The following is a 23,622-nucleotide window of genomic DNA, read 5'->3' as shown; positions in this document are numbered from 1 at the left end:
GTTTACCGTAAACGGCCCCCTTATCCCTGGCCGGCGCTGGCCGCCCTTGGCAAGGTTTTCATATCTTCGGGGAAATGAACGTTAATAAACGTTATTTGGACGAAAAACTGCCGTTTGTAACAATTTCCCAAAAGTTCTTGCGTGCGCCACACAGCGCCCCCATGTGTTGAAATAACATTGTTGTCAAGATTTCAGCAAATGCTTGACGTTAGTCAACCTTGCATGGAGTCGCAAAGTCGGAGCGGGCTTTTTTGGGTTTAAACTGTTGCTGTATTGATAAGTTGGACCTGAAGGCGGCCGGCCCATGCGTCACCACAGTGGCGTACACGTTCGGAACTTATTTGGAAATGACAAGTCTTTCCTAGTGTTCGGAGCAGCATCTTCACATCAACTATATCGACGAGGATCAATCATGGCACACCACGCTCTCGCTTCTCAAGAAAGCTATAACCCGAATCATTTGCTGGATATCTTGCTCGGCAAGATGCAGCTGAAAAACGACGCTGCCCTGTCGCGCCTGCTGGAGGTGGCTCCTCCGGTGATCAGCAAGATCCGCCACCACCGCCTGCCGGTAGGCGCCTCGCTGCTGATCCGCATGCATGAAGTGACCGGCATGAGCATCCGCGACCTGCGCGACCTGATGGGCGACCGCCGCACCAAATACCGCCTGTCCGACGCGCAAGGCCGTCCGAAGCCGGAAGACAAGCAGGCCCAGGCAGCAGCCTCCCAGGCTCAGCAGCCTCAGCAGCAAAAAACGGAAGGCGGCAACGGCGGCAACTACGCCCACTGACGGGCCGGGCCTGGGCTTCGCTCAGGCCAGCAGCACCAGCGAGATCTCTTCGAATTGCAGTTCGGTCTCGCGGAACAGTTGCATGCAGAATTGTTCGTCCAGGCGCAGCGCCTGCCAGGCGACGTTGGACAGCGGCGGCGCCAGGTCGTCCGGCTGCTGGGCCAGGTCCAGCGCATGCACCATCGCATCGGCGACGTGGATAATCGTCGCCAGGAAACCCGCGCCCGGCGCTTCGGGCGCATGGTGGCCGCCGATGGCCAGGCGCATTGTGTCCGAGAAATTCCAGTGCTCCGCCAGCGCCAGGCCTGCCTCCACGTGGTCCACCCCCAGCACTTCCCTTTCCGCTTCCAGCAACTGGCAATCCCGCGATGAGCGCAGGGCCAGCACCTCCGCGTATTGCTGGGGGAAGCAGGCCGCCAGCACCAGACGGCCGATATCGTGCAGCAGGGCGGCCGTGAAGGCATAATCCTGATTGAAGCGCATGTGGCGCGCCAGCACCTTGGCGCAGCAGGCGCTGGCAATGGAGTGGCGCCAGAAGGCCTTGTGGTCGAAGCCCGGGCAGGCGCTCTCGGCGAAGCAGCCGGTAACGGCCGCTGCCGTAATGAGATTGCGCGTGCTCTGGAAGCCGAGGTAGGTGATCGCCTGCTGGATGGTGGTGACCTTTACCTGCAGCCCGTACACGGAGGAATTGGCCAGGCGCAGCGTTTTCGCCGTCAGGGCCGTGTCGTGCGAGACCTTGCGCGCCAGCACGGAAATGTCCACATCGTCCTGGTCGATGCTGTTCAGCAGTTCCATCACCACCGCAGGCAGGGAGGGCAGGTCTTCCAGGGTGCGTACCACGTCGTCGTAGCTCAGCTGCGGGTTCATGCGGCCTCCCGTCCCAGGCGGTAGATCGAGACCATTTCACGCAGCACCCCGGCGGCGTGATCCTCTTCGCGCTCGGGCGACAGGTGGCGGAAGAGGTAGGCAATGCGTTCGCGGATGCGGGCGTTCAAGGCCGCCTGCTCCTCGGGACTGAGAGCCGGCGCCTCCACCGGCAGGTTGGCAATGCCGTGGCGCGGCATGAGGCCGAGCATGGTCTCGGTCAGGACCGTACCCTGAGGCAGCAGCATGTGTCCTTGTGAATCAAGCAAGTCGGCCGAAAGGACCATGCCCGCCTGCACATCGGACAGGGGCAAATGTCGGAAAGCAGCACTCATCTTCGTCTCCCGTTCAGGAGACCATCTTATCATTGCTAGGCGGAAAGTTGCTATTTGGAAGTGAGGTAGTTTGTGGCAGATCTACCCATCCGTATTCTTGCTAATCAGCACCATTTCACTTACATTGAATGTCTGACTCAGGCGGCTAGGAGCATGGGATGTTCGGGATTCAGGCGCGGCTGACTTGCCTGTTCGTGGTGATCGTGACCGTGGTGCTCGGCATCTCCGGCACGTATGCGCAATATGGCCTGCAGCATGAGCTGGAGGTGAACAACCAGCGCCTGCGCGACGGCGTGCTCACGCGCCTGCAGACCAGTCTGCCTTCCGCCCTCTGGGACCTGGACAAGGCCAAGGTGGACAATATCGTCACCGCCGAGATGCTGCCGCCCGAGCTGGTGGCCATCCGCGTCTACGACACTTCCGTCGGCCTCTTCACCGGCAAGCAGCGCCGCCCGGATGGCACCGTGGCCAATGTGGGCGGCGACGACGCCGTGGGCGGCACGCCCGTGGTGGCCGACCTGGGCTACCGCGACGCCGGTTCGGCCACGGGCAGCCTGCGGCCCGTGATCGTGGGCCGCGTCGTCGTCAATTTCAGCCGCGACCAGATCGAGGCCACCCTCGCCGCCGAGATCCGGCGCAAGGTGGTGGAGGTGCTGCTGCTCGACCTGATCCTGGTGGTGGCCCTGGCCTTCAGCCTGCGCATCGTGTTCGATCCCATCCGCAAGCTGCGCGACGGCCTGTTCGAAATGGCCACGCGCGGCAGCGACGAGGTGGTGGAGCTGCCGGAAAAGCGCAAGGACGAACTGGGCGACGTGATCCGCGGCTTCAACGCCATCCAGCGCCGCGTGAAGGCTGTGCTGGGCCGCGCGCGCCAGGCCGAGGACGCGGCGCGCCGCTCGGCCGAGGAAACGGCCCAGGCCCTGGACAATCTGCGCGAAACGCAGGAGTCCCTGCTGCAGGCCGAGCGCCTGGCCTCCCTGGGCGGCCTGGTGGCGGGCGTGGCGCACGAGATCAATACGCCGGTGGGCATTGCGCTCACCAGCGCCTCGGTGCTGGCCGAGGCCACGGAGGAGATACACAAGACCGTCACCAGCGGCACGGTGAAGAAGTCCGAAATCCTCAAGTACATTGCCACGGCGGGCGAAAGCGCGCGCCTCATCATGAACAATGCCTACCGCGCGGCCCACCTGATCCACAGCTTCAAGCAGATCGCCGTGGACCAGGTAAGCGAGGCGCGCCGCCGTTTCGAGCTGCGCGAATATATTGAGGAAGTCGTCTCCAGCCTGCAGCCAAAGCTGAAGAAGACCCTTATCGTGGTCGACATCAACTGCCCGCCGGACATCATGCTCGACAGCTACCCCGGCGCCCTGGCCCAGGTCATCACCAACCTCACCCTGAACTGCGTGGACCACGCCTTCGACCCGGACTGCGCGGGGCGCATCGCCATCAATGTGCTCTCGGACGGCGAATGGGTGGAGATGCAGGTGGTGGACAACGGCAAGGGCATCCCGCCGGACATGATCGACAAGGTCTTCGACCCCTTCGTGACCACCCGGCGCGGGCAGGGCGGCACGGGCCTGGGCCTGAACATCGTCTACAACCTGATCGCCAAGCAGTTCGGGGGCTCGATCACGGTCAGCAGCGTGCTGGGACACGGCGCCAGCTTCGTGCTGCGCATTCCCCGCATCACGCCCGGCGAGGAGCCGGAAGTGCCGCAGGCGGACACCCGGCTGCACGCCTGAAGGCCCTGCCGGGCGCTTGCTTTGGCGCGCCTGACGCATACTTTACGGGCATGGAGGAAATGAAACGATGAGTGTAAAGCGGCAGATTGCCCTGCTGCGCGGCATCAACGTGGGCCGCGCCAAACGCGTCGCCATGGCCGACTTGCGCAAGCTGCTGGGCGATCTGGGCTTCACCGGCGTGCGCACCCTGCTCAACAGCGGCAACGTGGTGTTCGACTGCAGCGCGCGCCAGGCCGCGCAGTCGGGCACGCGCATCGAGGAAGCCATGGTGCTGAAGCTGGGCGTGGCCGCGCGCGTGATCGTGCTCGATGCGGCCCAGCTGGATGAGGTGGTGCAGGACAATTCCCTGCGCGGGGTGGCCGACGATCCCTCGCGCCTGATGGTGGCGGTGCTGAGCAATCCGGCCGACCGCAGCAAGCTCGAAGCGCTGGCCCACCAGGAATGGAAGCCGGAGGCTTTCGCGCTGGGCCGCTGGGCGGCCTATCTCTGGTGCGCGGACGGCGTGCTGGCCAGCCGCACGGCGGCGGCCGTGGGTTCCGTGCTGGGCGATGCCGTCACCACCCGCAACTGGAGTACCATCACCAAGCTGCACGCATTGGCGCGTGAGCCTGGATAAGAACAAGGAGAACAGGATGCCTCTCATCAGCGGCGAATTCGAGGTGAAGATGGCGGCCGAGCCTCTGGCCGCCCTCACGGAAAACAGCGGCATCGGCCGCATGACCCTCGACAAGCGCTATACCGGTCCGCTGGACGCCGTGGGCAAGGGCGAGTTCCTCGCCTACCGCAGCAGCGTGCCCACCGCCGCCGCCTACGTGGCCATGGAGGTGGTGGAAGGCGTGCTGGAAGGGCGCAAGGGCAGCTTCGCTCTGCAGCACGGCGGCGTCATGGGCGGCCCCTACGACGGCCTGCGCATCATCGTGGTGCCCGATTCGGGCACGGGCGAGCTGGAAGGCCTCTCCGGCAAGATCGATATCCGCAGGGACGGCGGCAAGCATTTCTACGATTTCGACTACACGCTGGGCGGAGCCTGATCGGCTACAATGCCGCCTTTTTCGCGTTCCGGACCATGAACAAGGATCTGCTCAAGGGCGCGGCCATCGTCATCGCCGTTGTGGTGGTGCTGGCCGCAGGCGCCATCCTCCTCTCGGAGGACGGCTGGCACAAGCTTACCTGCGTCGGCCGCGCCGTTGCCAGCGGAGTCTCCATCACCAACATTCACAGCGTCTGCGGCCTTTAAACGCTAGCCTGCCGCCTCGCGCTGGCGGCGCGTGGTGATGTTCTCCCGGTTCAGCCCCCAGTTGTCCGTCTCCACCTCGTCGATGATGACGAAAGTCGTGGCCGGGTCCTTCCCGAGCACGCGGCTCAGAAGGTCGGTGGCGCCTTCGATCAGTTCCAGCTTCTGCCGTGGCGTGACGCCTTCGTTCGTCACCTTGATATTCACGTAGGGCATGGCGTTTCTCCTTACAGGCTGCCCGCAGCCGCGCCGCCGTCCACCGGCAGGATCGCGCCCGTCGTGAATTCCGACTCGGTCAGGTAAAGCACGGCGTCCGCCACATCCTGCGCCTTGCCCATGACGCCCATGGGGCTCAGGCCGCGCAGGAAGTTCTGCGTGCCTTCGTCCGTGCTGTGCAAAGGCGTGTCGATGATGCCGGGCGCCACCGCGTTCACCTTCACGTTCGATGCCGCCAGTTCCACCGCCAGCGCGCGCGTTGCCTGGTTCAGGCCGCCCTTGATCAGCGAAGGCAGCAGGGTGGGGACCCTCACGGTCGGCTGCGAACCCAGGCTCGCGGTAATGGTCACGATATGGCCGGACTTGTTGGCCGCCATGTGCGCTGCTGCCTGCTGCGAGGGATAGAAGAAGCCTTTGAGGTTGGTGGCCACGATGGCTTCCAGTTCGTCCTCGCTGTAATCGACGGTCGGCTTGGCGATGAAGATGCCCGCGTTGTTCACCAGGATGTCCACCTTGCCGAAGCGGGCGATGGCCTGTTCGAAGAGGGCCTTTGCCGTGGCGGGCAGCGCGATGTCGCCCGCCACGGGCAGGAAGTTGGCCGGATTTCCCAGCTTGTCCGCCGCCGCCAGCAGGCGGTCCATGGTGCGCGCATTGCCCACCACATTGTAGCCGCGTGCCAGATAGCTTTTCGCGATAGTGAAACCGAGGCCGCTGGATGCGCCGGTGACGATGACGGTTTTGTTCGTGCTCATTTTCAGATCCTTCCTAAGGTTGCTTGCGATGGATGGACTATACTGATGCGCCGGAAGTCGATAAATCCGGTTTTTCGCAATTCACTTGATACATGGTGTAACGAATGAAGCGGCATTTCGACGATCTGCAATTGGGAAGCATCGAGCTCTTCGTGCTGGCGGCGGAGCTGGCCAGCTTCACCGCGGCCGCCGCGGTGGCGGGCGTGACGCCTGCGGCCGTGAGCCGTTCCGTGTCGCGGCTGGAGGAAAGGCTGGGCGTGCGGCTCTTCGTGCGCACCACGCGGCAGATACGCCTCACCGACAGCGGCGCGGCCTACTTCGCCCAATGCCGGGAAGCGCTCGCACAGCTGGTCGAAGCCGAGCGCGAAGTCACGGGAGGGCAGACGGCGCCCTCAGGCCTGCTGCGCATCAGCGCTCCCACGCCTTATGCGCATTCCCGGCTGCTGCCGCTTCTGCCGCAGTTCCGCAAGCTCTATCCGGACGTGCAGGTGGAAGTCCACGTCAGCAACCGCAATATCGACTTTGCTGGTGAAGGCTATGACCTGGCGATACGCGGCCGCGACCCTTCCGATTCGAGCCTGGTGGCGCGCAAGCTGGAGGAGGCGGAACTGGTGATGGTGGCTTCGCCGTCCTATCTGAAGCGCGCGGGGAAGCCGAAAACGCTGGCCGATCTGGAGAAGCATGACTGCCTCCAGTTCGAGCTGCCCAGCACGGGCCGCAAGATTCCCTGGCTGCTGATGGACAAGGGCGCCGTCATCGAGGTCTACACCTCGGGCAGCTATACGGTTTCGGAGGACTATCTTGGCCTGGCCACCCTCGCGCGCAGCGGCGCCGGCATGGTGCAGACCTACCGCTTCATCGTGGAGGAAGACCTGGCGCGCGGTACGCTCGTGGAACTGCTGCCTGCGCTGGGCGGCACATCGCGGCCCTTCTTCCTCCTGTATCCGCATGCGCGCCATCTCTCGCTGCGCGTACGAACCTTTGTCGACTTCCTGACCGGTAGGCGCAAGCCTGAATAGCTCTTTTGTACGCCAGGCTAACGCGCAGCACCTTTCTCTGATCCCTGACAAAGATATAGCAGTGGCCCCTTCCCGATGCCTGGCCACTTTAATGTTACGCAACTCCATCCGTGTGCATTCAGGAAAGAATTAGCACTCGCCAACGACTTTGGAGTGCATCGATGGCAATCGACGTCTATCTGCAGATTGATGGCATTAAGGGGGAATCCACCGACTCTGCTCACCAGGGATGGATCGAAGTCACCTCCGCCCAGCTCGGAGTGAACCAGCCGCGAAGTGCTACCGCTTCGACGGCTGGCGGCCACACAGCGGAACGCTGCGAGCACAGAAGCATAGCAATCACCAAGCTTGCCGATCTATCGTCGCCGATCCTCATGCAGACCTGCGCGGCCGGAAAAACGATTCCCCGCGCCAGGCTGGAGTTCCTTCGTGCAGACGGACAGGGCGAGCGCGTGAAGTACTACGAGGTCGAGCTTGAGAATGTACTGATCGGCAGCGTCAATCAGACGGTACACGAAGGGGACGTCCTTCATGAATCCGTGGCCCTGAAGTTCTCAAGAGTCAAATGGAAATAAACCCAGCAGAAAATAGCAGGCGGAGCGGGCGGCAACACGGCAGGCGGATGGGATCTGGCCAGCAACAGGATCGCGTGAGGAGGCCGAATATGGTGCTCGAAGTCCAACCGAAAGACGCGCGAGGCTACTTCATGCTTCCGCAGGCGCCGGAAGAAGCAGGGTATTACGTTTATGGTACGCCTGCTGGAGGAGCAGGGCAGTTTGCCCATTCTGCGCTCCTGTCCATGGTCAACTTCGTCGAACGGGAATGGCAAGCCACGGAAGCGAGGAAATTCGGCGTTGGGAATATCAGCCTTGAGAACGGCGGGAAGTACAAGAAACACGACAGCCACAAGAATGGTTTGCAGATCGATATCCGCGCCTTGCGAAAGGATGGCCAGCATCTTGCGGTAAGCCGCTTCGACCATCAATATGATCAGGATTCAACTGCTAAACTCATCTCGATCTTCCTCGCCTACCCTTCCGTGAGGCTTATCCTCTTCAATGACATTGCGATACATGGTGTGCGGCCCTGGCCCGGACACGATGACCACTTCCATGTGGGTCTGCGAGCGGTGACGAAATGAGAAACTACATTCTGATGACCTGTATCACCCTCGCTCTCACTTGCGCTCATGCCCAGGAGCGGTCTGCGCAGCCGGTGCCAACAAAATCATTGAAAGCCGAATATTCGATATATGCGGGGGAGATTGGCAATGAGCGGGCGCCGACAAAGTCAGATCGGAAGCTGGCAGTGGAAATAGCGGGCCAGGCGGCGAAGGAAATCTTCGATTCGATTTATCCCGATGCATCAGTAAGATGTAGCGACGAGAAGGGTGAGCGGCTCCGCCGTAAGAAGAACCTGTGGTGCAGCTACCATCCTGACGAAGGATACAGATGCTATCTTGGGTTCGACCTGCGGACGGGCGATAGCATTCCCGGCGCGAGCTGTTAGTCGGCAAAGACCTGCTGGTACCAGAGCCGGAAGCTGTTCTGCTCCGGGCGGAAGGCCAGGCAGTCCCAGTTGTTGTAGGTGTCGCTGGTGCCGAAGCAGACCACCGCGCGGCTGCCGCGCTGGAAGAAGGGCGGCCGGTCCAGCATGCGCCCCTTGTCGCTCAGGTCCTTGTCTCCGGGCAGGGCCGGGTTGCATTTGAAGGCATCCGTCCCGCCAGACCTGTTCCAGTCGGAACCCTGGCGGCTGAGGCGCGCGTCGCGCAGGATCTCCCGGTCGAGGTCATGCGGTTCCCAGCCGCCGGGCGTGCGCAGGACAGCGACGCGCCGCACGGCTCCCGCGGCGTCCTTCACCACGGCAGCCAGCTCCTGTACGCCCGCAGTGCCGAAGGCGGCTTCGCAGCGGGCGAGTACTCTGGCGCCGGGATAGGCCGCTGCTAACGCCTCGCCGGCAGGATCGGCAGCTGCCGCAGCGGCGGACAGCATCGTGGACAGGATGGCGATCACTCTCATGGCCCTACTATAAAGCCGATTGCCGGGTTTGCGTTAGACTGTCGCCTCGACAGTCATCTTCCGAGGCACATGAAGCCATCCACTTTTGCGCTGTTCCTGGCAGGCGCCGTGCTCGCGGGCTGCGGCGGCATGAAGAAAAAGAACGCGGACGCCCGCCCTGCAAGCGCAAACCCGCAGGTGCTGCTGCTCGGCGAGGTCCACGACAATCCCCAGGGCCACAAGCTGCGCTATGAGGAGCTGCGCAAGCGCGTCGAAGCGGGCTGGCGTCCCGCCATCGCCATGGAGCAGTTCGACCGCGACCAGCAGGACCTGCTGAACGACGCCCAGAAGGGCTGCGTGGATGCCGCCTGTGTCATCCGCCTGATGAAGAAGCCGGGCTGGGACTGGCAGCAGTACTACGGCATCATTCAGCTGGCGCTGGACCACCAGCTGCCCCTCATTGCCGTCAACCTGTCGCGTGCCGAAGCATCGAAGACCGTACGCGACGGCCTGGCCTCGGGCTTCGACGAAAAAACGCGCGCCGCCTACCGCCTGAACGAGCCCGTATCGGCGGACTTCCGCAAGGCGCAGGAGAACGAAATCCGCGAAGGCCACTGCAATATGCTGCCCGACATGATGCTGCCGGGGATGGTGGATGCCCAGATGGCGCGCGACGTGTGGATGGCGAAGCTGATCCGCGACCAGCAGCCGCGCGACGTTGTCCTCATCGCCGGGAACGGCCATGTGCGCAAGGACCTGGGCGTGCCTTACTGGCTGAACGCCGTGCAGCCCGCGCTGACGGTGCGCAGCATCGGCTACCTGGAGCCGAAGGGGAAGGGGAAGTACGACGAGGTGCGCGAGATCCCCGCCGCGAAACGCGAGGACCCCTGCGGCAAATTCAGGAAGTAGTTACTTGTACATCGGCCCGTCGAAGACGAACTTGCCGCCCACATACAGCGATACAGGGTCGTCCTCAGGCGGATAGGCGCCGCTGTCCGGGAACAGGTGGCTGAACTGCGAGGAGCTGTCCTTCGGGCGGAAGCCGAGATGGGAGGCCTTGCGGTTGTCCCACCATTTCACCGCGTTGTCCGAGGTGCCGAACAGGATGGTGTGGCCCACGCGCGGCGTGAAGAGCGACACGCGCAGCGCCTCCACCAGGTCGTCGTAGCTCAGCCAGCTCGCCATCATGCGCAGGTTGGCCGGTTCCGGGAAGGAGGAGCCGATGCGGATGCATACGGTCTCGATGCCTGCGCGGTCCCAGTAGTAGCGCGAGAGCTGCTCACCGAACACCTTGCTGATGCCGTACATGCTGTCCGGCCGCGTCGGAGCGTCCGCGTCGATATATTCGCTCTGCTTGTAGAAGCCCACGGCATGGTTCGAGCTGGCGAACACAATGCGCTTCACGCCGTGGCGGTGGGCTGCCTCGTAGACGTTGTAGGTGCCCTGGATATTGGCGTGCATGATCGCCTCGAAGGTGTTCTCGGTCGAGATGCCGCCGAAGTGCAGCACCGCGTCCACGCCTTCCAGCAGCTGCAGCACGGCCGCCTTGTCCGCGAGGTCGCACTGCACGATTTCTTCGCCTTCCTGGGCGGCGCCCATGTCGCCGATATCGCTCAGGCGCACAACATCCGCCCACGGCTTGATGCGTTCGCGCAGGATCTTGCCCAGGCCGCCGGCCGCGCCGGTCAGCAGCAGGCGTTTGAATGGTTTGCTCATGTTGACTCTCTTTGGTTTCAGGTCACTGGCGCAGGGTTGAACAGCACCAGTGCATTATGCAGTTTCCAGTGTTCGGCCCACGTCTTCTTGCCGCTTGCGACGTCCAGCATCAGCTTGAAGAGCTCCCAGCCCACGTCTTCGATACTCGCCTCGCCGCTGGCGATGCGGCCCGCGTTCACATCCATCAGGTCATGCCAGCGGCGCGCAAGATCATTGCGCGTGGCGACCTTGATCACCGGGACTTCGGCCAGGCCGTATGGGGTGCCGCGGCCGGTGGTGAACACGTGCAGGTTCATGCCTGCTGCCAGCTGCAATGTACCGCAAATGAAGTCGCTCGCGGGCGTGGCCGCGTAGATCAGGCCTTTCTGCGCCAGCTTCTCGCCAGGCGACAGCACGCCGGAGATGGGGGCGCTGCCCGATTTCACGATGGAGCCCATCGCCTTCTCGACGATATTCGAGAGGCCGCCTTTCTTGTTGCCCGGCGTGGTATTGGCGCTGCGGTCCACGCCGCCGCGCTTCAGGTAGCTGTCGTACCACTCCATCTCGCGGATCATGGCCGCGGCCACGTCGGCATTCACGGCGCGGGAGGTGAGCTGGTCGATGCCGTCGCGCACCTCGGTCACTTCCGAGAACATCACGGTGGCGCCCGCGCGCACCAGCAGGTCGGTGGCGAAGCCCACTGCGGGGTTGGCGGTGACGCCGGAGAAGGCGTCGCTGCCGCCGCACTGCACGCCCACCACCAGGTCGGAGGCGGGGCAGGGCACGCGCTGGCGGGCATTCAGCACCTTCAGCTGTTCTTCGGCCGTGCCCATGATCGACTCGATCATCGACATGAAGCCCACATGGCCCGCGTCCTGCAGGCAGACCACCGGCGGTTCGGCCGTGGTGCTGCCGTCTGCGCGGCGAATGGGAATGGAGCCCGCCGGGAACAGGCGGGTGGGCTGCAGCTTCTCGCAGCCCAGGCTGACGACCATGGCCTGGCCGCCGAAATTCGGGTTCTTACTGATGTTGTGCAGGGTGCGGATCGGCACCATGGCGTTGGGCGCATCGATCGCCACGCCGCAGCCGTAGGTGTGCTCCAGGCCCACCACGTCGTCCACATTGGGATACTTCGGCAGCAGCTCGGCCTTGATGCGCTTCACGGCGAATTCCACCACGCCGGATACGCACTGCACGGTGGTGGTGATGGCCAGGATATTGCGGGTGCCCACCGAGCCGTCCTCATTGCGGTAGCCCATGAAGGTATAGCCTTCCAGCGGCTCCGCAGGCGGCGGCGCCACCGTTGCGATGGGGAGGTTCGACAGTTCGCGCGCGGGCGGCATTTCCACCAGCGCCTCGGAAACCCAGCTGCCGCGGGCGATATCGCGCGCGGCGCGGCCGATGGTGACGTTGTAGCGCACGATGGGCTGTCCCTTGGCGATGTCCTGCAGCGCGACCTTGTGCCCCTGGGGCACGCCTTCCACCAGCGTCAAACCGTCCTCGAATACGGAGCCCGCGGGCAGGCCGCCATCGTTTACCACGATGGCGACATTGTCGTTCGCGTGCATCAGGATGCGGCGCGGGGTGTTGGCTGTCATCGTTGCTTCCTTCGCTGGGTTCGTGGTCCGAGTATGACAGATGTAAAAAAATTTGGCTAGTCCACATTGCTAATTTGGTCTGACCGCTTTAGAATGGCCTGACCAGATAGCAAAACAATACTGGCCTACCGGAGACACAGTTCAATGATCAAGAAGCACGAAGCGCTGGCGCACGAACCACGGCTTTACCGTGTCGTGGCCGACCGCATCCAGCAGCTGATCCGCGAGGAAGGCATTGCGCCCGGCTCGCGCCTGCCCGCCGAACGCGAGCTGGCGGCCAAGCTGAATGTGAGCCGCGCTTCCCTGCGCGAGGCTCTCATTGCGCTGGAACTGGGCGGTGTGATCGAGGTGCGGGGCGGCTCCGGCGTCTATGTCAGCGAACTGCCCGATGCGGCGGATGCGCTGGCCGAAGCGGCGGGGCCGGGACCTTTCGAGGTGCTTTCCGCGCGCCGCCTGATCGAGGCGGAAATCGCGGCCATCGCGGCCCGCTCCGCAACCGATGCCGCCATCGACGGCATCCTGAAGGCCGTAGTGGAAATGGAGGCGCACCACGCCAACAAGTCCAGCAACGAACAGGCCGACCGCAACTTCCATCTGGCGATTGCCCGCGCCACCGGCAACAGCGCCCTGGTGGGCACCCTCGACTACCTGTGGAGCCAGCGCGGCCGCCTGTGGCACAAGCTGAAGGAGCATTTCCAGACAGAGGAACTGCGCCAGGAAACCCTGAAGGACCACCGCCGCATCCTGGAAGCGATTGCGGCGCACGACCCGGCGGCTGCCCGCAAGGCGATGCGCGCCCACCTCGAACGCGTGACGAGGACTTTCTCGCGCGGATAAACAGGCGCCGGAGAGCGCAACAGATTATCGACCGCCTGCAACCTCGGCCCCTGGCCCTCGTTTCAGCGGCACGGAACACGCGAGGTGTTCCACCCGCAGCACCATCTGAACAACTAAGGAGACTGAAGCATGAACAAGCGCGAAAACCCAGGGGCCAAACGTTTTGTACTGACCTCGATCGCGATGGCGGTAATGGCAGTGGCCAATCAGGCGGCGGCACAGAACGAGGCGTCGATGGCGCGCGTGGAGGTGACCGGCTCCAGCATCAAGCGCATGGCCAGCGAAGAGGCCCTGCCTGTCACCACCATCAAGGCGGAAGAATTCACCCAGCGCGGCATGACCACGCTGGCGGACGTGATGATGGCGCTGCCGCAGTCGGCATCGCTGGCGCCGTCCAATGCCGGTTCCGGCACCAACATCAACCTGCGCGGCCTGGGCGTGAACCGCACCCTGGTTCTGCTGAACGGCCGCCGCCTCGCCAACGAGGCCATCGCCGACGGCTACGCCAACCTGGACACGATTCCCTTCAGCGCCCTGCAGCGCGTGGAGATCCTGCGCGATGGCGCCTCCTCCATCTACGGTTCGGACGCCATCGGCGGCGTGGTGAACTTCATCACCAAGCGCGAGTTCGAAGGCGCCCAGATCACGGGCCAGGTGGTGACTCCCGAGAAATCGGGCGGCGGCGACGAGCGCCGCGCCACCCTGACCTTCGGCAAGGGCAGTCTGGCGAAGGACGGCTGGGCCGCCTACGCCACCATCGACTTCCACGACCGCAGCCGCCTGGCCTCGAAGGACCGCGCGGAACTGAGCTCGGATGAACTGCTCACCAGCATCGGCCGTGCGCCCACCCTGGGCAGCGGCGGCAACGCCATGCCGGCCAACTTCACCACCTCCACCAACAAGACTGCGCAGAACCCCTACGCGGGCAAGTGCTCGCCGCCATACTCGAAGATCGGCGCGAAGAACACCTGTATCCTGAACAGCAACGAGTACGGCACCGCCCTGCACGAGAACCAGCAGGTGAGCTTCTACGCCCGCGCCACGAAGCAGATCAGCGAAGACCACACCTTCCAGGTCGAGTACACCCGCGGCCAGGAGCATATCCTGGCCGCGCGCAACCCCACCAATGCGGTCGCCGTGAACGGCGTGAACGCCATCCTGCCCTCCAGCTCCAAGTGGTATCCGGGCGGCAGCGGCGGCGTGCCTGCCGTCGCCGGCCTGAAGGGCGAACCGCTGACCGTGACCTGGTCCGTGGCCGACCTGGGCGTCGCCATCCAGAAGGACAAGCAGATCAACCAGCGCCTTGCCTTCGTCGACGAAGGCAAGTGGGGCGCCTGGGACTACCGCACCGGCCTGGTGATCGGCCTGAGCGACCGCGAAAACTACTATGACACCGGCTTCGTCACCGGCCAGGGGCTGCTGGACGGGCTGAAATCCGGCGCGCTGAACCCATTCGGCCTGCAGGACCAGGCGGGCCGCGACTACCTGAAGACCATTTCGGTGGATGGCCAGAAGAACCGCGATTCCCGCAGCACCTACAAGGGCATCGACTTCACCGCCAGCCGCTCGCTGATGGAGCTGCAGGGCGGCTCCATGGCCCTGGCCATCGGCGCCGACCTGCACCGCGACACCACGCGCGACGACAAGCTGCCGATCCAGAACCAGGTGACTTACCTGAACAGCACTTCCTCGCACGGCGAAGGCGCGCGCAACGTGGCCGCCATTTACGCCGAACTGGATATTCCGCTGACCAAGACCCTGACCATCAACGTGGCGGGCCGCGACGACTACTTCAGCGACTTCGGCAACACCTTCAATCCGAAGGCCAGCTTCCGCTGGGAGCCGAGCAAGGCCATCATGTTCCGCGGTTCGGCCAACACCGGCTTCCGCGCACCGACCCTGTTCGACGCCTACGGCTACCGCCTGCCCGGCGCCACGGGCAAGAGCTCGGGCCGCTGGGACGATCCGGTCCTGTGCCCTGGCGGCACGCCAGGCGTGGCTGGCACGGGCAAGCCGCTGCCGGGCTATGTGCAGTCCGAGGTCTGCAACGTGCAGCTGCCGAAGCAGGTGGGTTCCAACCCGAACCTGAAGCCTGAGGAATCGCGCGGCTTCACTCTGGGCACCGTGATCGAGCCGACCAAGTCGCTGACCCTGTCCTTCGATTACTGGAACATCCGCATGAAGGACATGCTGGCGAACTTGCCCGAACAGGTGTACTTCCTGAATCCGGCGAAGTACGCTTCGCTCTTCGTGCGCAATCCGGACGGCACCCTGGCCTACTTCAACAACACCACCATGAACCTGGGCGGCCAGAAGGCAGCCGGTATCGACGTGTCGGCCAGCTACAGCTTCCCGCGCACCAGCTACGGCGACTTCCGCGTCCAGCTGGACGGCACCTACCTGACCCGGTTCGACAACCAGCTCTTCCCGGGCGAGGAATGGGTTTCGAACATCGGCCGCTTCGGCAATGCCAGCAACGGCACCACCTCCAGCTTCCCGATCATCACCTACCGCTGGAAGCACACCCTGCGCCTGAACTGGAGCAAGGGTGACTGGACCGCGCAGGCAACGCAGAACTACAACTCGAAGTACGAAGACCAGAATCTGGTGGCGCAGCAGTACTGGCGCGACATCAATTCCTACAAGCCGTGGAACCTGACCGTGGGCTACAAGGGCTTCAAGAATATCCAGATCGTGGCAGGCATCACCAACGTGTTCGACACGAACCCGCCGGTGACGAACCACAGCGGCTATTCCTTCGGCTACCTGAGCAGCGCGGCCAGCCCGATCGGACGCTCGTACAATCTGCGTGCGACCTACACCTTCTGATGAAACCTGCGGGCGCTCCGGCGCCCGCTTTTCGTTTACGGGAAAGCATATGAAACGAATGTTTGCCGCGGCGCTGTCCATGATCTCGGCCGCCGCCGCGCTGGCCGCCGCTCCCGACGCGCGGCCGGTACGCTTCATCCTGGTGGGCGACTCCACCATGGCCAACGCCAGCGGCTACGGCGACGCCTTCTGCGCGCGCGTGATCCGCGCCGACACCTGCCTGAATCTCGCCAAGGGCGGCCGCAGCTCCGGCAGCTTCCGCGCCGAAGGCCGCTGGGACGAGGTGCAGGGCCTGCTGCGCGGCAGCGCGGCCTACCGCAGCACCTATGTGCTGATCCAGTTCGGCCACAACGACCAGCCGGGCAAGCCCGGACGCTCCACCGACCTGGCGACCGAATTCCCCGTCAACATGGCGCGCTATGTCGACGAAGTGCGCGCCCTGGGCGGCAATCCCGTGCTCGTGACGCCGCTGACACGCCGCAGCTTCAGGAACGGCGTACTGGAAAACAATCTCGCCCCCTGGGCGGAGGTGATCCGCAAGACGGCAGCCGCAAAGAACGTGCCGCTGCTCGACCTGAACGCCGACAGCTACGCGGCAGTGCAGGCCATGGGACCGGACGAGGCGGATACCCTCGCCGTGGAACCCAGGCCCGCAGCGCCTGCGGCGCCCGCGAGCGGCGCCGCCGCCGAACCCCAGGGCGCACCCAGGAGCGCCTTCGACTACACCCATGTCGGGCCCAAGGGAGCTTCCCTCTTTGCGCGCATGGTGGAGAAGGAGCTGAAGACTGCAGTGCCCGGCATCGCCAGCGAATTCCGTCCGGAGGCGCCATGATGCTCCGACCCGCCGCCGTGGCGCTGCTGCTGGCCTCCGCGCCGCTGCATGCCCAGGACAGCCGCCGCGTCACCGAACCGGTTCCACCGCAGGCCTGCGTGACGCTTGCCGCGCAAGCGGCGGCTGACGACACCCAGCGCATCCAGTCGGCCATCGGCCGGTGCCCGGCAGGGCAGGCCGTGCGCCTGAGCGCCTCGGAAGGAAACGCAAGCTTCACGGCGGGCGCGCTCACCTTGCGCAGCGGCGTGAGCCTGCTGATCGATTCCGGCGTCACCCTGATCGCTGTGAACGATCCGAAAGGCTACGACCGTGGCGCCAACACCTGCGGCACCATCGACCAGAACGGCAAGGGCTGCAGACCCTTCATCACGATAGCCAAGGCAAAGGGCAGCGGCATCTACGGAGAAGGCGTGATCGAAGGGCAGGGCGGCCGTGTTGTGAAAGGTCTGGCCGAATCCTGGTGGCAGCTGGCGCGCCGTGCACAGAAGGAGGACGCACGCCAGAACGTGCCGCGCCTGATCGAGGTGACGGACTCGCAGGGCATCACCCTGCATAAAGTCACGCTGCGCAACTCCCCAAACTTCCACGTCACCCTCAACAAGGTAGACGGCTTCACCGCCTGGGGCGTGCGCCTCGATACACCCGCTACCGCACGCAATACGGACGGCATCGACCCCATCTCCTCGCGCAACGTGACCATCGCGCACAGCTTCCTGCGCACGGGCGACGACAATATCGCCATCAAGGCGGGCAACAACGGCCCCACCGAGAACATCTCGGTGCTGAACAACCATTTCTACAACGGCCATGGCATGTCCATCGGCAGCGAGACCAACGGCGGCGTGCGCCGGGTGCTGGTCGAGAACCTGAGCATGGACGGCGCGACATCCGGCCTGCGCATCAAGAGCGATGTGTCGCGTGGCGGCGCCGTGGATGGCGTGGTGTACCGCAATGTCTGCCTGCGCAACATCAAGGCGCCCATCGACTTCGCCACGCGCTACAACGACAAGGCCAAGGGCTCCCTGATCCCCTCGTACACCAATATAGTGCTGGACGGCGTGCGCAGCCTGACGCCCGGCCGGATTATCGTGGGCGGCTACGATGCGGCGCATCCTGTCCGCGCAGTGCTGCGCAATGTGTCGTTGCCGTCCAGCGCCATGCAGATCGAGCATGCGGCCATCGACGGCAGCTGGATGGGTGATGGCGCTCCCGCCTGCGAAGGGCGGTTCGCACCGTTCCCGGAAACGGCTCCGCCAAGCGTGCGTCCGCAGCTCAGCCTCGCCGATGCGAAACGCTACGACTATCGCGAAGTGCTGAAGTATGTGGGCCGCGCGGGCGAAGAACGGGTGGACCCATGGGATCCGCTGGCCGATCCCCTCGCCAAGGGCGCGGTGTTCAAGCCGGACTACACGGTCGACGCCTCCGCGCCGGAGGATGGGCTGAGGCGCTTCCGCAGCGTGCAGGCGGCAGTGAGCCGCGCGGTGGCCGATATGGCTGGACGCATGGAGCGCATCTACATACTGGTGAAGCCCGGCGCCTACCGTGAACTGGTCTACATTCCGGCCGCGAGCGCGCCGATCACGCTGTATGGCGAAGGCAAGGACGCTGCTGCTACGCGCATCAGCGCCGGGCTGGATGCGGCAGTGAAGGGCGCCAGCTATGCCGAGGACTTCAGTGCACAGTTTGCAAAGGCTCATCCTTCGATTCAGGAGATGCATGCCCTGATCAAGGACCGCCCGAACATTTCCACCAGCGGCTCGATGACGGTCTGGGTACGCAACAACGGCTTCCAGGCGCGCAATATCACCTTCGAGAACTCGTACAACAAGGCTACCGGCAATGCGCGCGAGGAATGCGGCGAACGGTCCTGTGGCAACCAGGCTGTCGATGCGCAGATGAACAAGGTGCACCATCAGGCGGTGGCCCTGCTGGTGGAAGGCGCGGACAAGGCGCAGTTCGAGAATGTCCGCCTGATAGGTTTCCAGGACACGCTCTATCTGAAGTCGTCCGAAGCTCGTGTGACGTCGCGCAGCTTCTTCAACAAGTCCTATATCGAAGGCGATGTGGACTTCATCTTCGGCGACACCACCGCCTTCTTCTACCAGAGCGAGATCAAATCCCTGGGCGACCGCAGCACGTCCTATGTGGCCGCGCCCAACACCAACTGGAAAACGAAGTACGGGCTGGTGTTCGATACCTGCCGCTTCACACACGACAATTCCCCGAACGCGCGCGAAGGAAAGTTCTATCTGGCGCGCCAGTGGTTTCACAACAGCCGCTGCACGCCTTACGGCACGGTTCCGGTAGAGGGCTACAGCTGCACGCTGGGCACGGAGAGCGTGTACAAGGCGCCGAAAGGCACCATTACGCCGACCGTACTGGAAACTGTCGGCAAGGTGGCCATCCTCAATTCGAGCATCGGTTCCCACATCCACCGCACCCACCCATGGTCCGACTGGAACCGCAACGGCACGCTCCCTTACCGTCCGGCGCAGTTCACTTCGGACGATTTCTGGAACAACCTGCAGAAAGCCGGTATCGACCCGGTGAAGGATCTCGGCTACAGCCGGAAGCCTGAACCGGCCGACATTTATCTGGCAGAGTTCAACAATTCAGCGGAATAAAGGATCACAGCAATGCAAAACGTAAACCAGGCGCGCCGCACCCTGATCAAGGCCACCGGCCTCGCGGCAGCGGGCGGCGCAAGCCTCGCGCAGGCCGCCACCGCGCCCGATCCGTGGCTGGAAGCGGAAGCCATTGTCAAGCGCCTGTCGCGCCGCCCCAGCTTCCGCAAGCAGGATTTCCCCATCACGAAATTCGGCGCAAAGACCTGCCAGCTCATGAAGGTGAAAGCCTGGATCTCGCACGACAATCAGGAGACCATTGCCACCGCCGCGCCGAACTCGCCGGACTGCTACCAGGCCATCGCATCGGCCATCAAGGCCTGCCACGCTGCGGGCGGCGGCCGTGTGCTGATCCCCGCCGGGAACTGGTACTGCGCGGGCCCCATTGTGCTGCTGTCGAATGTGAATGTTCACCTGGAAAAAGGCGCCCACATCTACTTCAGCAACAAGCCGGAAGACTATGCGAAGTACGGCGACTTCGATTGCGGCAGGAACGGCAAGCTGGTGATCTCGCGCTGGCAGAGCAACGACTGCCTGAACTTCTCGCCCATGGTCTACGCCTATGGCCAGGACAATATCGCCCTGACCGGCGACGACTGGACCTCCATCCTGAACGGGCAGGGCGGCGTGCCATTCAGTGCCGAAGGGGACTGCTGGTGGACCTGGAAGGGCCGGAACCGCACGCTTAACCCCGCTTCGCAGGCCAACACGCCGGGCTACAAGGAAGGCAAGATATCGCAGCGCGATCCCAACCCGCTGAACCCGAAATCGCTGGCCGAAGTGGCGCCGAATCTCACGGAAGAAGAGCGCCTGCTGATCCAGGGCGAAGGCCAGCGCTGGCGCGCGGACGAGCAGTATCTGCCCGCGCTCTCCGAAGCGGGCGTTCCGACGGCGAAGCGCGTGTTCGGCCTGGGCCACTACCTGCGCCCGCCCATGATCCAGTTCATCAGCTGCACCAATGTGCTGATGGAAGGCTACCAGGTGATGCATACGCCGTTCTGGCAGCACCATCCCGTCCATTGCCGCAACGTGGTGATCCGGAAGGTGCACGCCAACAGCGCGGGCCCGAACAGCGATGGTTTCGATCCCGAAGCCTGCGACCAGGTGCTGGTGGAAGGCTGCACCTTCGATACCGGCGACGACTGCATCGCCATCAAGGCGGGCAAGGACCTGGATACGCAGTATGGGCCATCCCAGAACATCGTGATCCAGGACTGCATCATGCAGAGCGGCCATGGCGCTGTGACCCTGGGCAGCGAGATGGCGGGAGGCATACAGAACGTGTACGCCCAGAACCTGCTCTTCGAGAACATCCACTGGAAGACCGACCCGCTGAACACGGCTATCCGCCTGAAGACGAATATGAACCGCGGCGGATACCTGCGTAATTTCTACGTACGCAACGTGAAGATCCCCAACGGCGTGCAGACTACGCCGTCGTTCTACGCCTCGCTTCCCGGCTCGCCGATTGCCTCGCGCACGGTGGCCACGGCGGCAGGAGCGGTCGTGACCTTCGACTGCGACTACACACCCACTGCAGATACGGTCCGCACACGCCCGCCGATGGTGGACAACGTGCAGATCTCGAACATCACCGTCGGCAATGTGGACTCCAGGGGCAGGCAGGTATCCTGCTTCCAGGCCATCGTGATCCTCGGCCCGGTGGCTTCGGACTACAACGGTCCGCAGCCGATGCCGCAGGTGCTGCCTGTCACGAACGTGACGATCAGCGACTGCGATTTCGGCACGCCGGTGAATGCCGAACAGCCCTTCTACCTGTACAACGTGAAGGGCCTCAAGCTCGATCGCGTGCGTGTGGGCGGCAAGGACTACAGCACCACGCTTTCCGCCTGAGCGTAAAAGGCCATCGTGCGGCTTCGGCCGCTCGCCCGTGGTAAGGTGTAGGCGTCAACCTGCACTTCGGAGACCGCACGATGGAAAGGACTTATCAGGAAAGGGCGCCCTCGCGCGCCGAGATCGATGCGCTCAGCGGCCCGGCGCTGCTCGAATTCGGCACCAACTGGTGCGGCTACTGCCGCGCTGCCCAGCCGCTGCTGGCGGAAGCGTATGCAGGCAAGGATGAGGTGCCGCACTATAAGGTGGAAGATGGACCGGGACGGGTTCTCGGCCGCTCCTTCAAGGTCAAGCTCTGGCCCACCATGATCTTCCTCAAGGACGGCAAGGAAGTGGCGCGCGTGGTGCGTCCCGCCAGCGCCCAGGAAATCCGCGAGGGCTTCGCGCAGATCGCCGGATGAGAGTCATTCCCGCGCAGGCGGGAATCCAGGAGTGTACGATACACCCCTGGGTTCCCGCCTTCGCGGGAACGACGCACGAGGGCTGCGATGTTGATACTTACGAACGGCCGGTTCCACACCGTGGACCGGAGCAAACCTGTTGCCACGGCCGTGGCAATCGACCAGGGAAAATTCCTCGCCGTAGGCAGCACGGAAGAGGTGATGCGCCACCGCACGCCGGACGCGCAGGTGGTGGACCTGAACGGCCGCACCGTTATCCCCGGCCTGAACGATTCCCATCTTCACCTGATCCGTGGCGGCCTGAATTACAACCTCGAACTGCGCTGGGAAGGCATGCCCTCGCTGGCGGATGCGCTGCGCATGCTGAAGGAACAGGCCCTGCGTACGCCCAGCCCGCAATGGGTGCGCGTGGTGGGCGGCTGGACCGAATTCCAGTTCGCCGAAAAGCGCATGCCCACGCTGGACGAGATCAACGCCGCCGCACCGGACACGCCCGTTTTCGTGCTGCACCTCTACGACCGTGCCCTGCTTAACCGCGCCGCGTTGCGCCAGGTCGGCTACACGAAGGACACGCCCAATCCGCCAGGCGGCGAAATCCAGCGCGATGCATCCGGCAACCCCACCGGCATGCTGATCGCGCGGCCCAATGCCATGATCCTCTACGCCACCCTGGCCAAAGGACCGAAGCTGCCGCTGGAACAGCAGATCAACTCCACGCGCCAGTTCATGCGTGAGCTGAACCGCCTGGGCGTCACGAGCGCCATCGATGCGGGCGGCGGCTTCCAGAACTACCCCGAGGACTACCAGGTCGTCGAACAGCTGGCCGCGCAGGACCAGCTCACCATCCGCATCGCCTACAATCTCTTCACGCAGAACAAGGGGCAGGAGCTGCAGGACTTCGAAAAGTGGACGGCCATGGTCTCGCCGGGGCAGGGCAGCGACTATTACCGCCACAACGGCGCGGGCGAAATGCTGGTGTTCTCGGCCGCCGACTTCGAAGATTTCCTGGAGCCGCGCCCCGAGCTCGCGCCATCCATGGAGGCCGAGCTGGAGAAGGTGGTGCGGCACCTGGTCGAAAAGCGCTGGCCCTTCCGCCTGCACGCCACCTACGACGAGTCCATCAGCCGCATGCTGGACGTGTTCGAGAAGGTGGACCGCGACATTCCCTTCAATGGCCTGCACTGGATGTTCGATCACGCAGAGACCATCAGCCCGCGCAATATCGATCGCGTCAAGGCGCTGGGCGGCGGCATCGCCATCCAGCACCGCATGGCCTTCCAGGGCGAATACTTCGTGGAGCGCTACGGCGCGGAAGCCGCAGCCGCCACGCCGCCCATCAAGCGCATGCTGGAGAACGGCGTGCCTGTCGGCGCGGGCACAGACGCCACCCGGGTGGCGAGCTACAACCCGTGGACAGCCTTGTACTGGCTCGTATCCGGACGCACGGTCGGCGGTCTGCGCCTCTACGACGCGGGCAGCAAGCTCGATCGCGCAACGGCGCTCGAGCTCTGGACCGCAGGCAGCGCCTGGTTCTCCAATGAGCAGGGGAAGAAGGGCCGCATCAAGGAAGGCATGCTGGCCGACCTCTGCGTGCTGTCCGCCGACTTCTTCAGCGTGGAGGAGGAGGCGATCAAATCCATCGAGTCCGTGCTGACCATCGTCGGCGGAAAGATCGTGTACGGCGCGGCCGAGTTCACGCCGCTGGCGCCGCCGCCTCTTCCCGTCCTGCCCGACTGGTCGCCGGTAGCGAAGGTGCCGGGCCACTACCGTCCGGCTGCCGCGGTACAGCACCAGTGCAGCGGACCCTGCGCGGTGCACAGCCACGCGCATGACGTCGCGCGGCGTTCGAAGGTGCCTGTTTCCGACTACTCCGGTTTCTGGGGCGCTTTCGGCTGCAGCTGCTTCGCCTTCTGATCCCTCGAGCCAGATGCTTGATATGCCCCAACTCGTCCTTTTTGTGGTCGAGCAACAATGCTTTCGAATTTCCCCAATCGTTCGGAGGC

The 23,622-nt window shown here is 64.0% G+C and carries 22 protein-coding genes and 1 pseudogene; 16 read left to right on the top strand and 7 right to left on the bottom strand.

The genetic code is table 11. The features are described 5' to 3' along the window. Nucleotides 1-412 precede the first annotated feature (412 nt). Nucleotides 413-790, top strand: coding sequence for a hypothetical protein (locus tag LSQ66_RS17665; protein ID WP_231766500.1), 378 nt, complete (start codon nt 413-415; stop codon nt 788-790). 21 nt (nt 791-811) lie between these two features. On the opposite strand, the gene LSQ66_RS17660 is transcribed toward LSQ66_RS17665, so the two are convergent. Beyond that, nucleotides 812-1,657 (bottom strand): HDOD domain-containing protein, encoded by an 846-nt coding sequence (locus tag LSQ66_RS17660; RefSeq protein WP_231766499.1) that lies wholly within the window; start codon nt 1,655-1,657, stop codon nt 812-814. Then, entirely contained in the window at nt 1,654-1,902 is a 249-nt protein-coding gene (locus LSQ66_RS17655; RefSeq protein ID WP_231766498.1) for a hypothetical protein, read from the bottom strand. Before LSQ66_RS17655 ends, LSQ66_RS17660 begins: the two co-directional genes overlap by 4 nt. A gap of 245 nt (nt 1,903-2,147) precedes the next feature. Here LSQ66_RS17655 and LSQ66_RS17650 point away from each other — a divergent pair, with 245 nt between their 5' ends. The 4 genes from LSQ66_RS17650 to LSQ66_RS17635 all read left to right on the top strand — a co-directional run bounded on the left by LSQ66_RS17650 (nt 2,148) and on the right by LSQ66_RS17635 (nt 4,968). Then, nucleotides 2,148-3,731, top strand: a complete 1,584-nt coding sequence (locus LSQ66_RS17650; RefSeq protein ID WP_231766497.1) for a sensor histidine kinase — start codon at nt 2,148-2,150, stop codon at nt 3,729-3,731. 67 nt (nt 3,732-3,798) lie between these two features. Continuing rightward, on the top strand, nt 3,799-4,347 hold the full coding sequence (locus LSQ66_RS17645) for a DUF1697 domain-containing protein (RefSeq protein WP_231766496.1): 549 nt from the start codon (nt 3,799-3,801) through the stop codon (nt 4,345-4,347). Nucleotides 4,348-4,363: 16 nt separating this feature from the next. Beyond that, nucleotides 4,364-4,762: a DUF3224 domain-containing protein gene (locus tag LSQ66_RS17640; protein WP_231766495.1), complete on the top strand. Its 399-nt coding sequence runs from the start codon at nt 4,364-4,366 to the stop codon at nt 4,760-4,762. 35 nt (nt 4,763-4,797) lie between these two features. After that, nucleotides 4,798-4,968 (top strand): hypothetical protein, encoded by a 171-nt coding sequence (locus tag LSQ66_RS17635; RefSeq protein WP_231766494.1) that lies wholly within the window; start codon nt 4,798-4,800, stop codon nt 4,966-4,968. A 3-nt stretch (nt 4,969-4,971) separates the two neighbouring features. Here LSQ66_RS17635 and LSQ66_RS17630 read toward each other — a convergent pair whose 3' ends face one another. Together LSQ66_RS17630 and LSQ66_RS17625 are read right to left on the bottom strand one after the other, a co-directional pair. Next, nucleotides 4,972-5,181, bottom strand: coding sequence for a 2-hydroxymuconate tautomerase family protein (locus tag LSQ66_RS17630; protein ID WP_231766493.1), 210 nt, complete (start codon nt 5,179-5,181; stop codon nt 4,972-4,974). An 11-nt stretch (nt 5,182-5,192) separates the two neighbouring features. Beyond that, nucleotides 5,193-5,933, bottom strand: coding sequence for an SDR family NAD(P)-dependent oxidoreductase (locus LSQ66_RS17625; protein ID WP_231766492.1), 741 nt, complete (start codon nt 5,931-5,933; stop codon nt 5,193-5,195). A gap of 104 nt (nt 5,934-6,037) precedes the next feature. On the opposite strand from LSQ66_RS17625, the gene LSQ66_RS17620 reads away from it, so the two are divergent. The 3 genes and pseudogenes from LSQ66_RS17620 to LSQ66_RS17610 all read left to right on the top strand — a co-directional run bounded on the left by LSQ66_RS17620 (nt 6,038) and on the right by LSQ66_RS17610 (nt 8,093). Next, nucleotides 6,038-6,952, top strand: coding sequence for a LysR family transcriptional regulator (locus LSQ66_RS17620; RefSeq protein ID WP_231766491.1), 915 nt, complete (start codon nt 6,038-6,040; stop codon nt 6,950-6,952). A gap of 161 nt (nt 6,953-7,113) precedes the next feature. Beyond that, a pseudogene (locus LSQ66_RS17615) lies at nt 7,114-7,605 on the top strand (Hcp family type VI secretion system effector). An 11-nt stretch (nt 7,606-7,616) separates the two neighbouring features. Next, nucleotides 7,617-8,093, top strand: a complete 477-nt coding sequence (locus tag LSQ66_RS17610) for a penicillin-insensitive murein endopeptidase (protein ID WP_231766490.1) — start codon at nt 7,617-7,619, stop codon at nt 8,091-8,093. A 364-nt stretch (nt 8,094-8,457) separates the two neighbouring features. Here LSQ66_RS17610 and LSQ66_RS17605 read toward each other — a convergent pair whose 3' ends face one another. Beyond that, a complete protein-coding gene (locus LSQ66_RS17605) occupies nt 8,458-8,970 on the bottom strand; it encodes a hypothetical protein (RefSeq protein WP_231766489.1) in 513 nt (170 codons plus the stop codon). A gap of 69 nt (nt 8,971-9,039) precedes the next feature. On the opposite strand from LSQ66_RS17605, the gene LSQ66_RS17600 reads away from it, so the two are divergent. Beyond that, a complete protein-coding gene (locus LSQ66_RS17600) occupies nt 9,040-9,858 on the top strand; it encodes a ChaN family lipoprotein (protein WP_231766488.1) in 819 nt (272 codons plus the stop codon). On the opposite strand, the gene LSQ66_RS17595 is transcribed toward LSQ66_RS17600, so the two are convergent. Both LSQ66_RS17595 and garD read right to left on the bottom strand, forming a co-directional pair. Beyond that, nucleotides 9,859-10,665, bottom strand: coding sequence for an NAD-dependent epimerase/dehydratase family protein (locus LSQ66_RS17595; protein WP_231766487.1), 807 nt, complete (start codon nt 10,663-10,665; stop codon nt 9,859-9,861). It lies immediately after the preceding gene. A gap of 17 nt (nt 10,666-10,682) precedes the next feature. Then, a complete protein-coding gene (gene garD, locus LSQ66_RS17590) occupies nt 10,683-12,242 on the bottom strand; it encodes a galactarate dehydratase (protein WP_231766486.1) in 1,560 nt (519 codons plus the stop codon). 144 nt (nt 12,243-12,386) lie between these two features. Here garD and LSQ66_RS17585 point away from each other — a divergent pair, with 144 nt between their 5' ends. From LSQ66_RS17585 to LSQ66_RS17555, 7 genes are all read left to right on the top strand, one after another. Continuing rightward, entirely contained in the window at nt 12,387-13,079 is a 693-nt protein-coding gene (locus LSQ66_RS17585; RefSeq protein ID WP_231766485.1) for a FadR/GntR family transcriptional regulator, read from the top strand. A 129-nt stretch (nt 13,080-13,208) separates the two neighbouring features. Continuing rightward, complete coding sequence (locus LSQ66_RS17580; RefSeq protein WP_231766484.1) at nt 13,209-15,908, top strand: TonB-dependent receptor; 2,700 nt, start codon at nt 13,209-13,211, stop codon at nt 15,906-15,908. Between the two features lie 49 nt (nt 15,909-15,957). Continuing rightward, a complete protein-coding gene (locus LSQ66_RS17575) occupies nt 15,958-16,740 on the top strand; it encodes a rhamnogalacturonan acetylesterase (RefSeq protein ID WP_231766483.1) in 783 nt (260 codons plus the stop codon). Next, entirely contained in the window at nt 16,737-19,364 is a 2,628-nt protein-coding gene (locus tag LSQ66_RS17570; protein ID WP_231766482.1) for a pectinesterase family protein, read from the top strand. Before LSQ66_RS17575 ends, LSQ66_RS17570 begins: the two co-directional genes overlap by 4 nt. Before the next feature lie 12 nt (nt 19,365-19,376). Beyond that, nucleotides 19,377-21,218 carry a glycoside hydrolase family 28 protein gene (locus LSQ66_RS17565; protein WP_231766481.1) on the top strand — a complete coding sequence of 614 codons (1,842 nt, stop codon included), beginning with the start codon at nt 19,377-19,379 and terminating at the stop codon, nt 21,216-21,218. 80 nt (nt 21,219-21,298) lie between these two features. Then, nucleotides 21,299-21,619 (top strand): thioredoxin family protein, encoded by a 321-nt coding sequence (locus LSQ66_RS17560; protein WP_231766480.1) that lies wholly within the window; start codon nt 21,299-21,301, stop codon nt 21,617-21,619. 87 nt (nt 21,620-21,706) lie between these two features. Then, nucleotides 21,707-23,533, top strand: coding sequence for an amidohydrolase (locus LSQ66_RS17555; protein ID WP_231766479.1), 1,827 nt, complete (start codon nt 21,707-21,709; stop codon nt 23,531-23,533). Nucleotides 23,534-23,622 lie beyond the last annotated feature (89 nt).

Origin of the sequence: Massilia endophytica, from assembly GCF_021165955.1 — a bacterium.
GTDB classification, from domain to species: Bacteria; Pseudomonadota; Gammaproteobacteria; order Burkholderiales; family Burkholderiaceae_D; genus Rugamonas; species Rugamonas endophytica.
Note: the sequence above shows the minus strand (reverse complement) of the source record. Positions and strands in the feature narration are given on the sequence as shown.

What these genes read in the sequence shown, in the direction of transcription:
- LSQ66_RS17600 (WP_231766488.1), top strand. Translation starts at nt 9,040, where the DNA reads ATGAAGCCATCCACTTTTGCGCTGTTCCTGGCAGGCGCCGTGCTCGCG.
- garD (WP_231766486.1), bottom strand. Translation starts at nt 12,242, where the DNA reads ATGACAGCCAACACCCCGCGCCGCATCCTGATGCACGCGAACGACAAT.
- LSQ66_RS17645 (WP_231766496.1), top strand. Translation starts at nt 3,799, where the DNA reads ATGAGTGTAAAGCGGCAGATTGCCCTGCTGCGCGGCATCAACGTGGGC.
- LSQ66_RS17650 (WP_231766497.1), top strand. Translation starts at nt 2,148, where the DNA reads ATGTTCGGGATTCAGGCGCGGCTGACTTGCCTGTTCGTGGTGATCGTG.
- LSQ66_RS17630 (WP_231766493.1), bottom strand. Translation starts at nt 5,181, where the DNA reads ATGCCCTACGTGAATATCAAGGTGACGAACGAAGGCGTCACGCCACGG.
- LSQ66_RS17605 (WP_231766489.1), bottom strand. Translation starts at nt 8,970, where the DNA reads ATGAGAGTGATCGCCATCCTGTCCACGATGCTGTCCGCCGCTGCGGCA.
- LSQ66_RS17655 (WP_231766498.1), bottom strand. Translation starts at nt 1,902, where the DNA reads ATGCTGCTGCCTCAGGGTACGGTCCTGACCGAGACCATGCTCGGCCTC.
- LSQ66_RS17635 (WP_231766494.1), top strand. Translation starts at nt 4,798, where the DNA reads ATGAACAAGGATCTGCTCAAGGGCGCGGCCATCGTCATCGCCGTTGTG.
- LSQ66_RS17575 (WP_231766483.1), top strand. Translation starts at nt 15,958, where the DNA reads ATGAAACGAATGTTTGCCGCGGCGCTGTCCATGATCTCGGCCGCCGCC.
- LSQ66_RS17625 (WP_231766492.1), bottom strand. Translation starts at nt 5,933, where the DNA reads ATGAGCACGAACAAAACCGTCATCGTCACCGGCGCATCCAGCGGCCTC.
- LSQ66_RS17640 (WP_231766495.1), top strand. Translation starts at nt 4,364, where the DNA reads ATGCCTCTCATCAGCGGCGAATTCGAGGTGAAGATGGCGGCCGAGCCT.
- LSQ66_RS17555 (WP_231766479.1), top strand. Translation starts at nt 21,707, where the DNA reads ATGTTGATACTTACGAACGGCCGGTTCCACACCGTGGACCGGAGCAAA.
- LSQ66_RS17660 (WP_231766499.1), bottom strand. Translation starts at nt 1,657, where the DNA reads ATGAACCCGCAGCTGAGCTACGACGACGTGGTACGCACCCTGGAAGAC.
- LSQ66_RS17570 (WP_231766482.1), top strand. Translation starts at nt 16,737, where the DNA reads ATGATGCTCCGACCCGCCGCCGTGGCGCTGCTGCTGGCCTCCGCGCCG.
- LSQ66_RS17585 (WP_231766485.1), top strand. Translation starts at nt 12,387, where the DNA reads ATGATCAAGAAGCACGAAGCGCTGGCGCACGAACCACGGCTTTACCGT.
- LSQ66_RS17610 (WP_231766490.1), top strand. Translation starts at nt 7,617, where the DNA reads ATGGTGCTCGAAGTCCAACCGAAAGACGCGCGAGGCTACTTCATGCTT.
- LSQ66_RS17620 (WP_231766491.1), top strand. Translation starts at nt 6,038, where the DNA reads ATGAAGCGGCATTTCGACGATCTGCAATTGGGAAGCATCGAGCTCTTC.
- LSQ66_RS17565 (WP_231766481.1), top strand. Translation starts at nt 19,377, where the DNA reads ATGCAAAACGTAAACCAGGCGCGCCGCACCCTGATCAAGGCCACCGGC.
- LSQ66_RS17665 (WP_231766500.1), top strand. Translation starts at nt 413, where the DNA reads ATGGCACACCACGCTCTCGCTTCTCAAGAAAGCTATAACCCGAATCAT.
- LSQ66_RS17580 (WP_231766484.1), top strand. Translation starts at nt 13,209, where the DNA reads ATGAACAAGCGCGAAAACCCAGGGGCCAAACGTTTTGTACTGACCTCG.
- LSQ66_RS17595 (WP_231766487.1), bottom strand. Translation starts at nt 10,665, where the DNA reads ATGAGCAAACCATTCAAACGCCTGCTGCTGACCGGCGCGGCCGGCGGC.
- LSQ66_RS17560 (WP_231766480.1), top strand. Translation starts at nt 21,299, where the DNA reads ATGGAAAGGACTTATCAGGAAAGGGCGCCCTCGCGCGCCGAGATCGAT.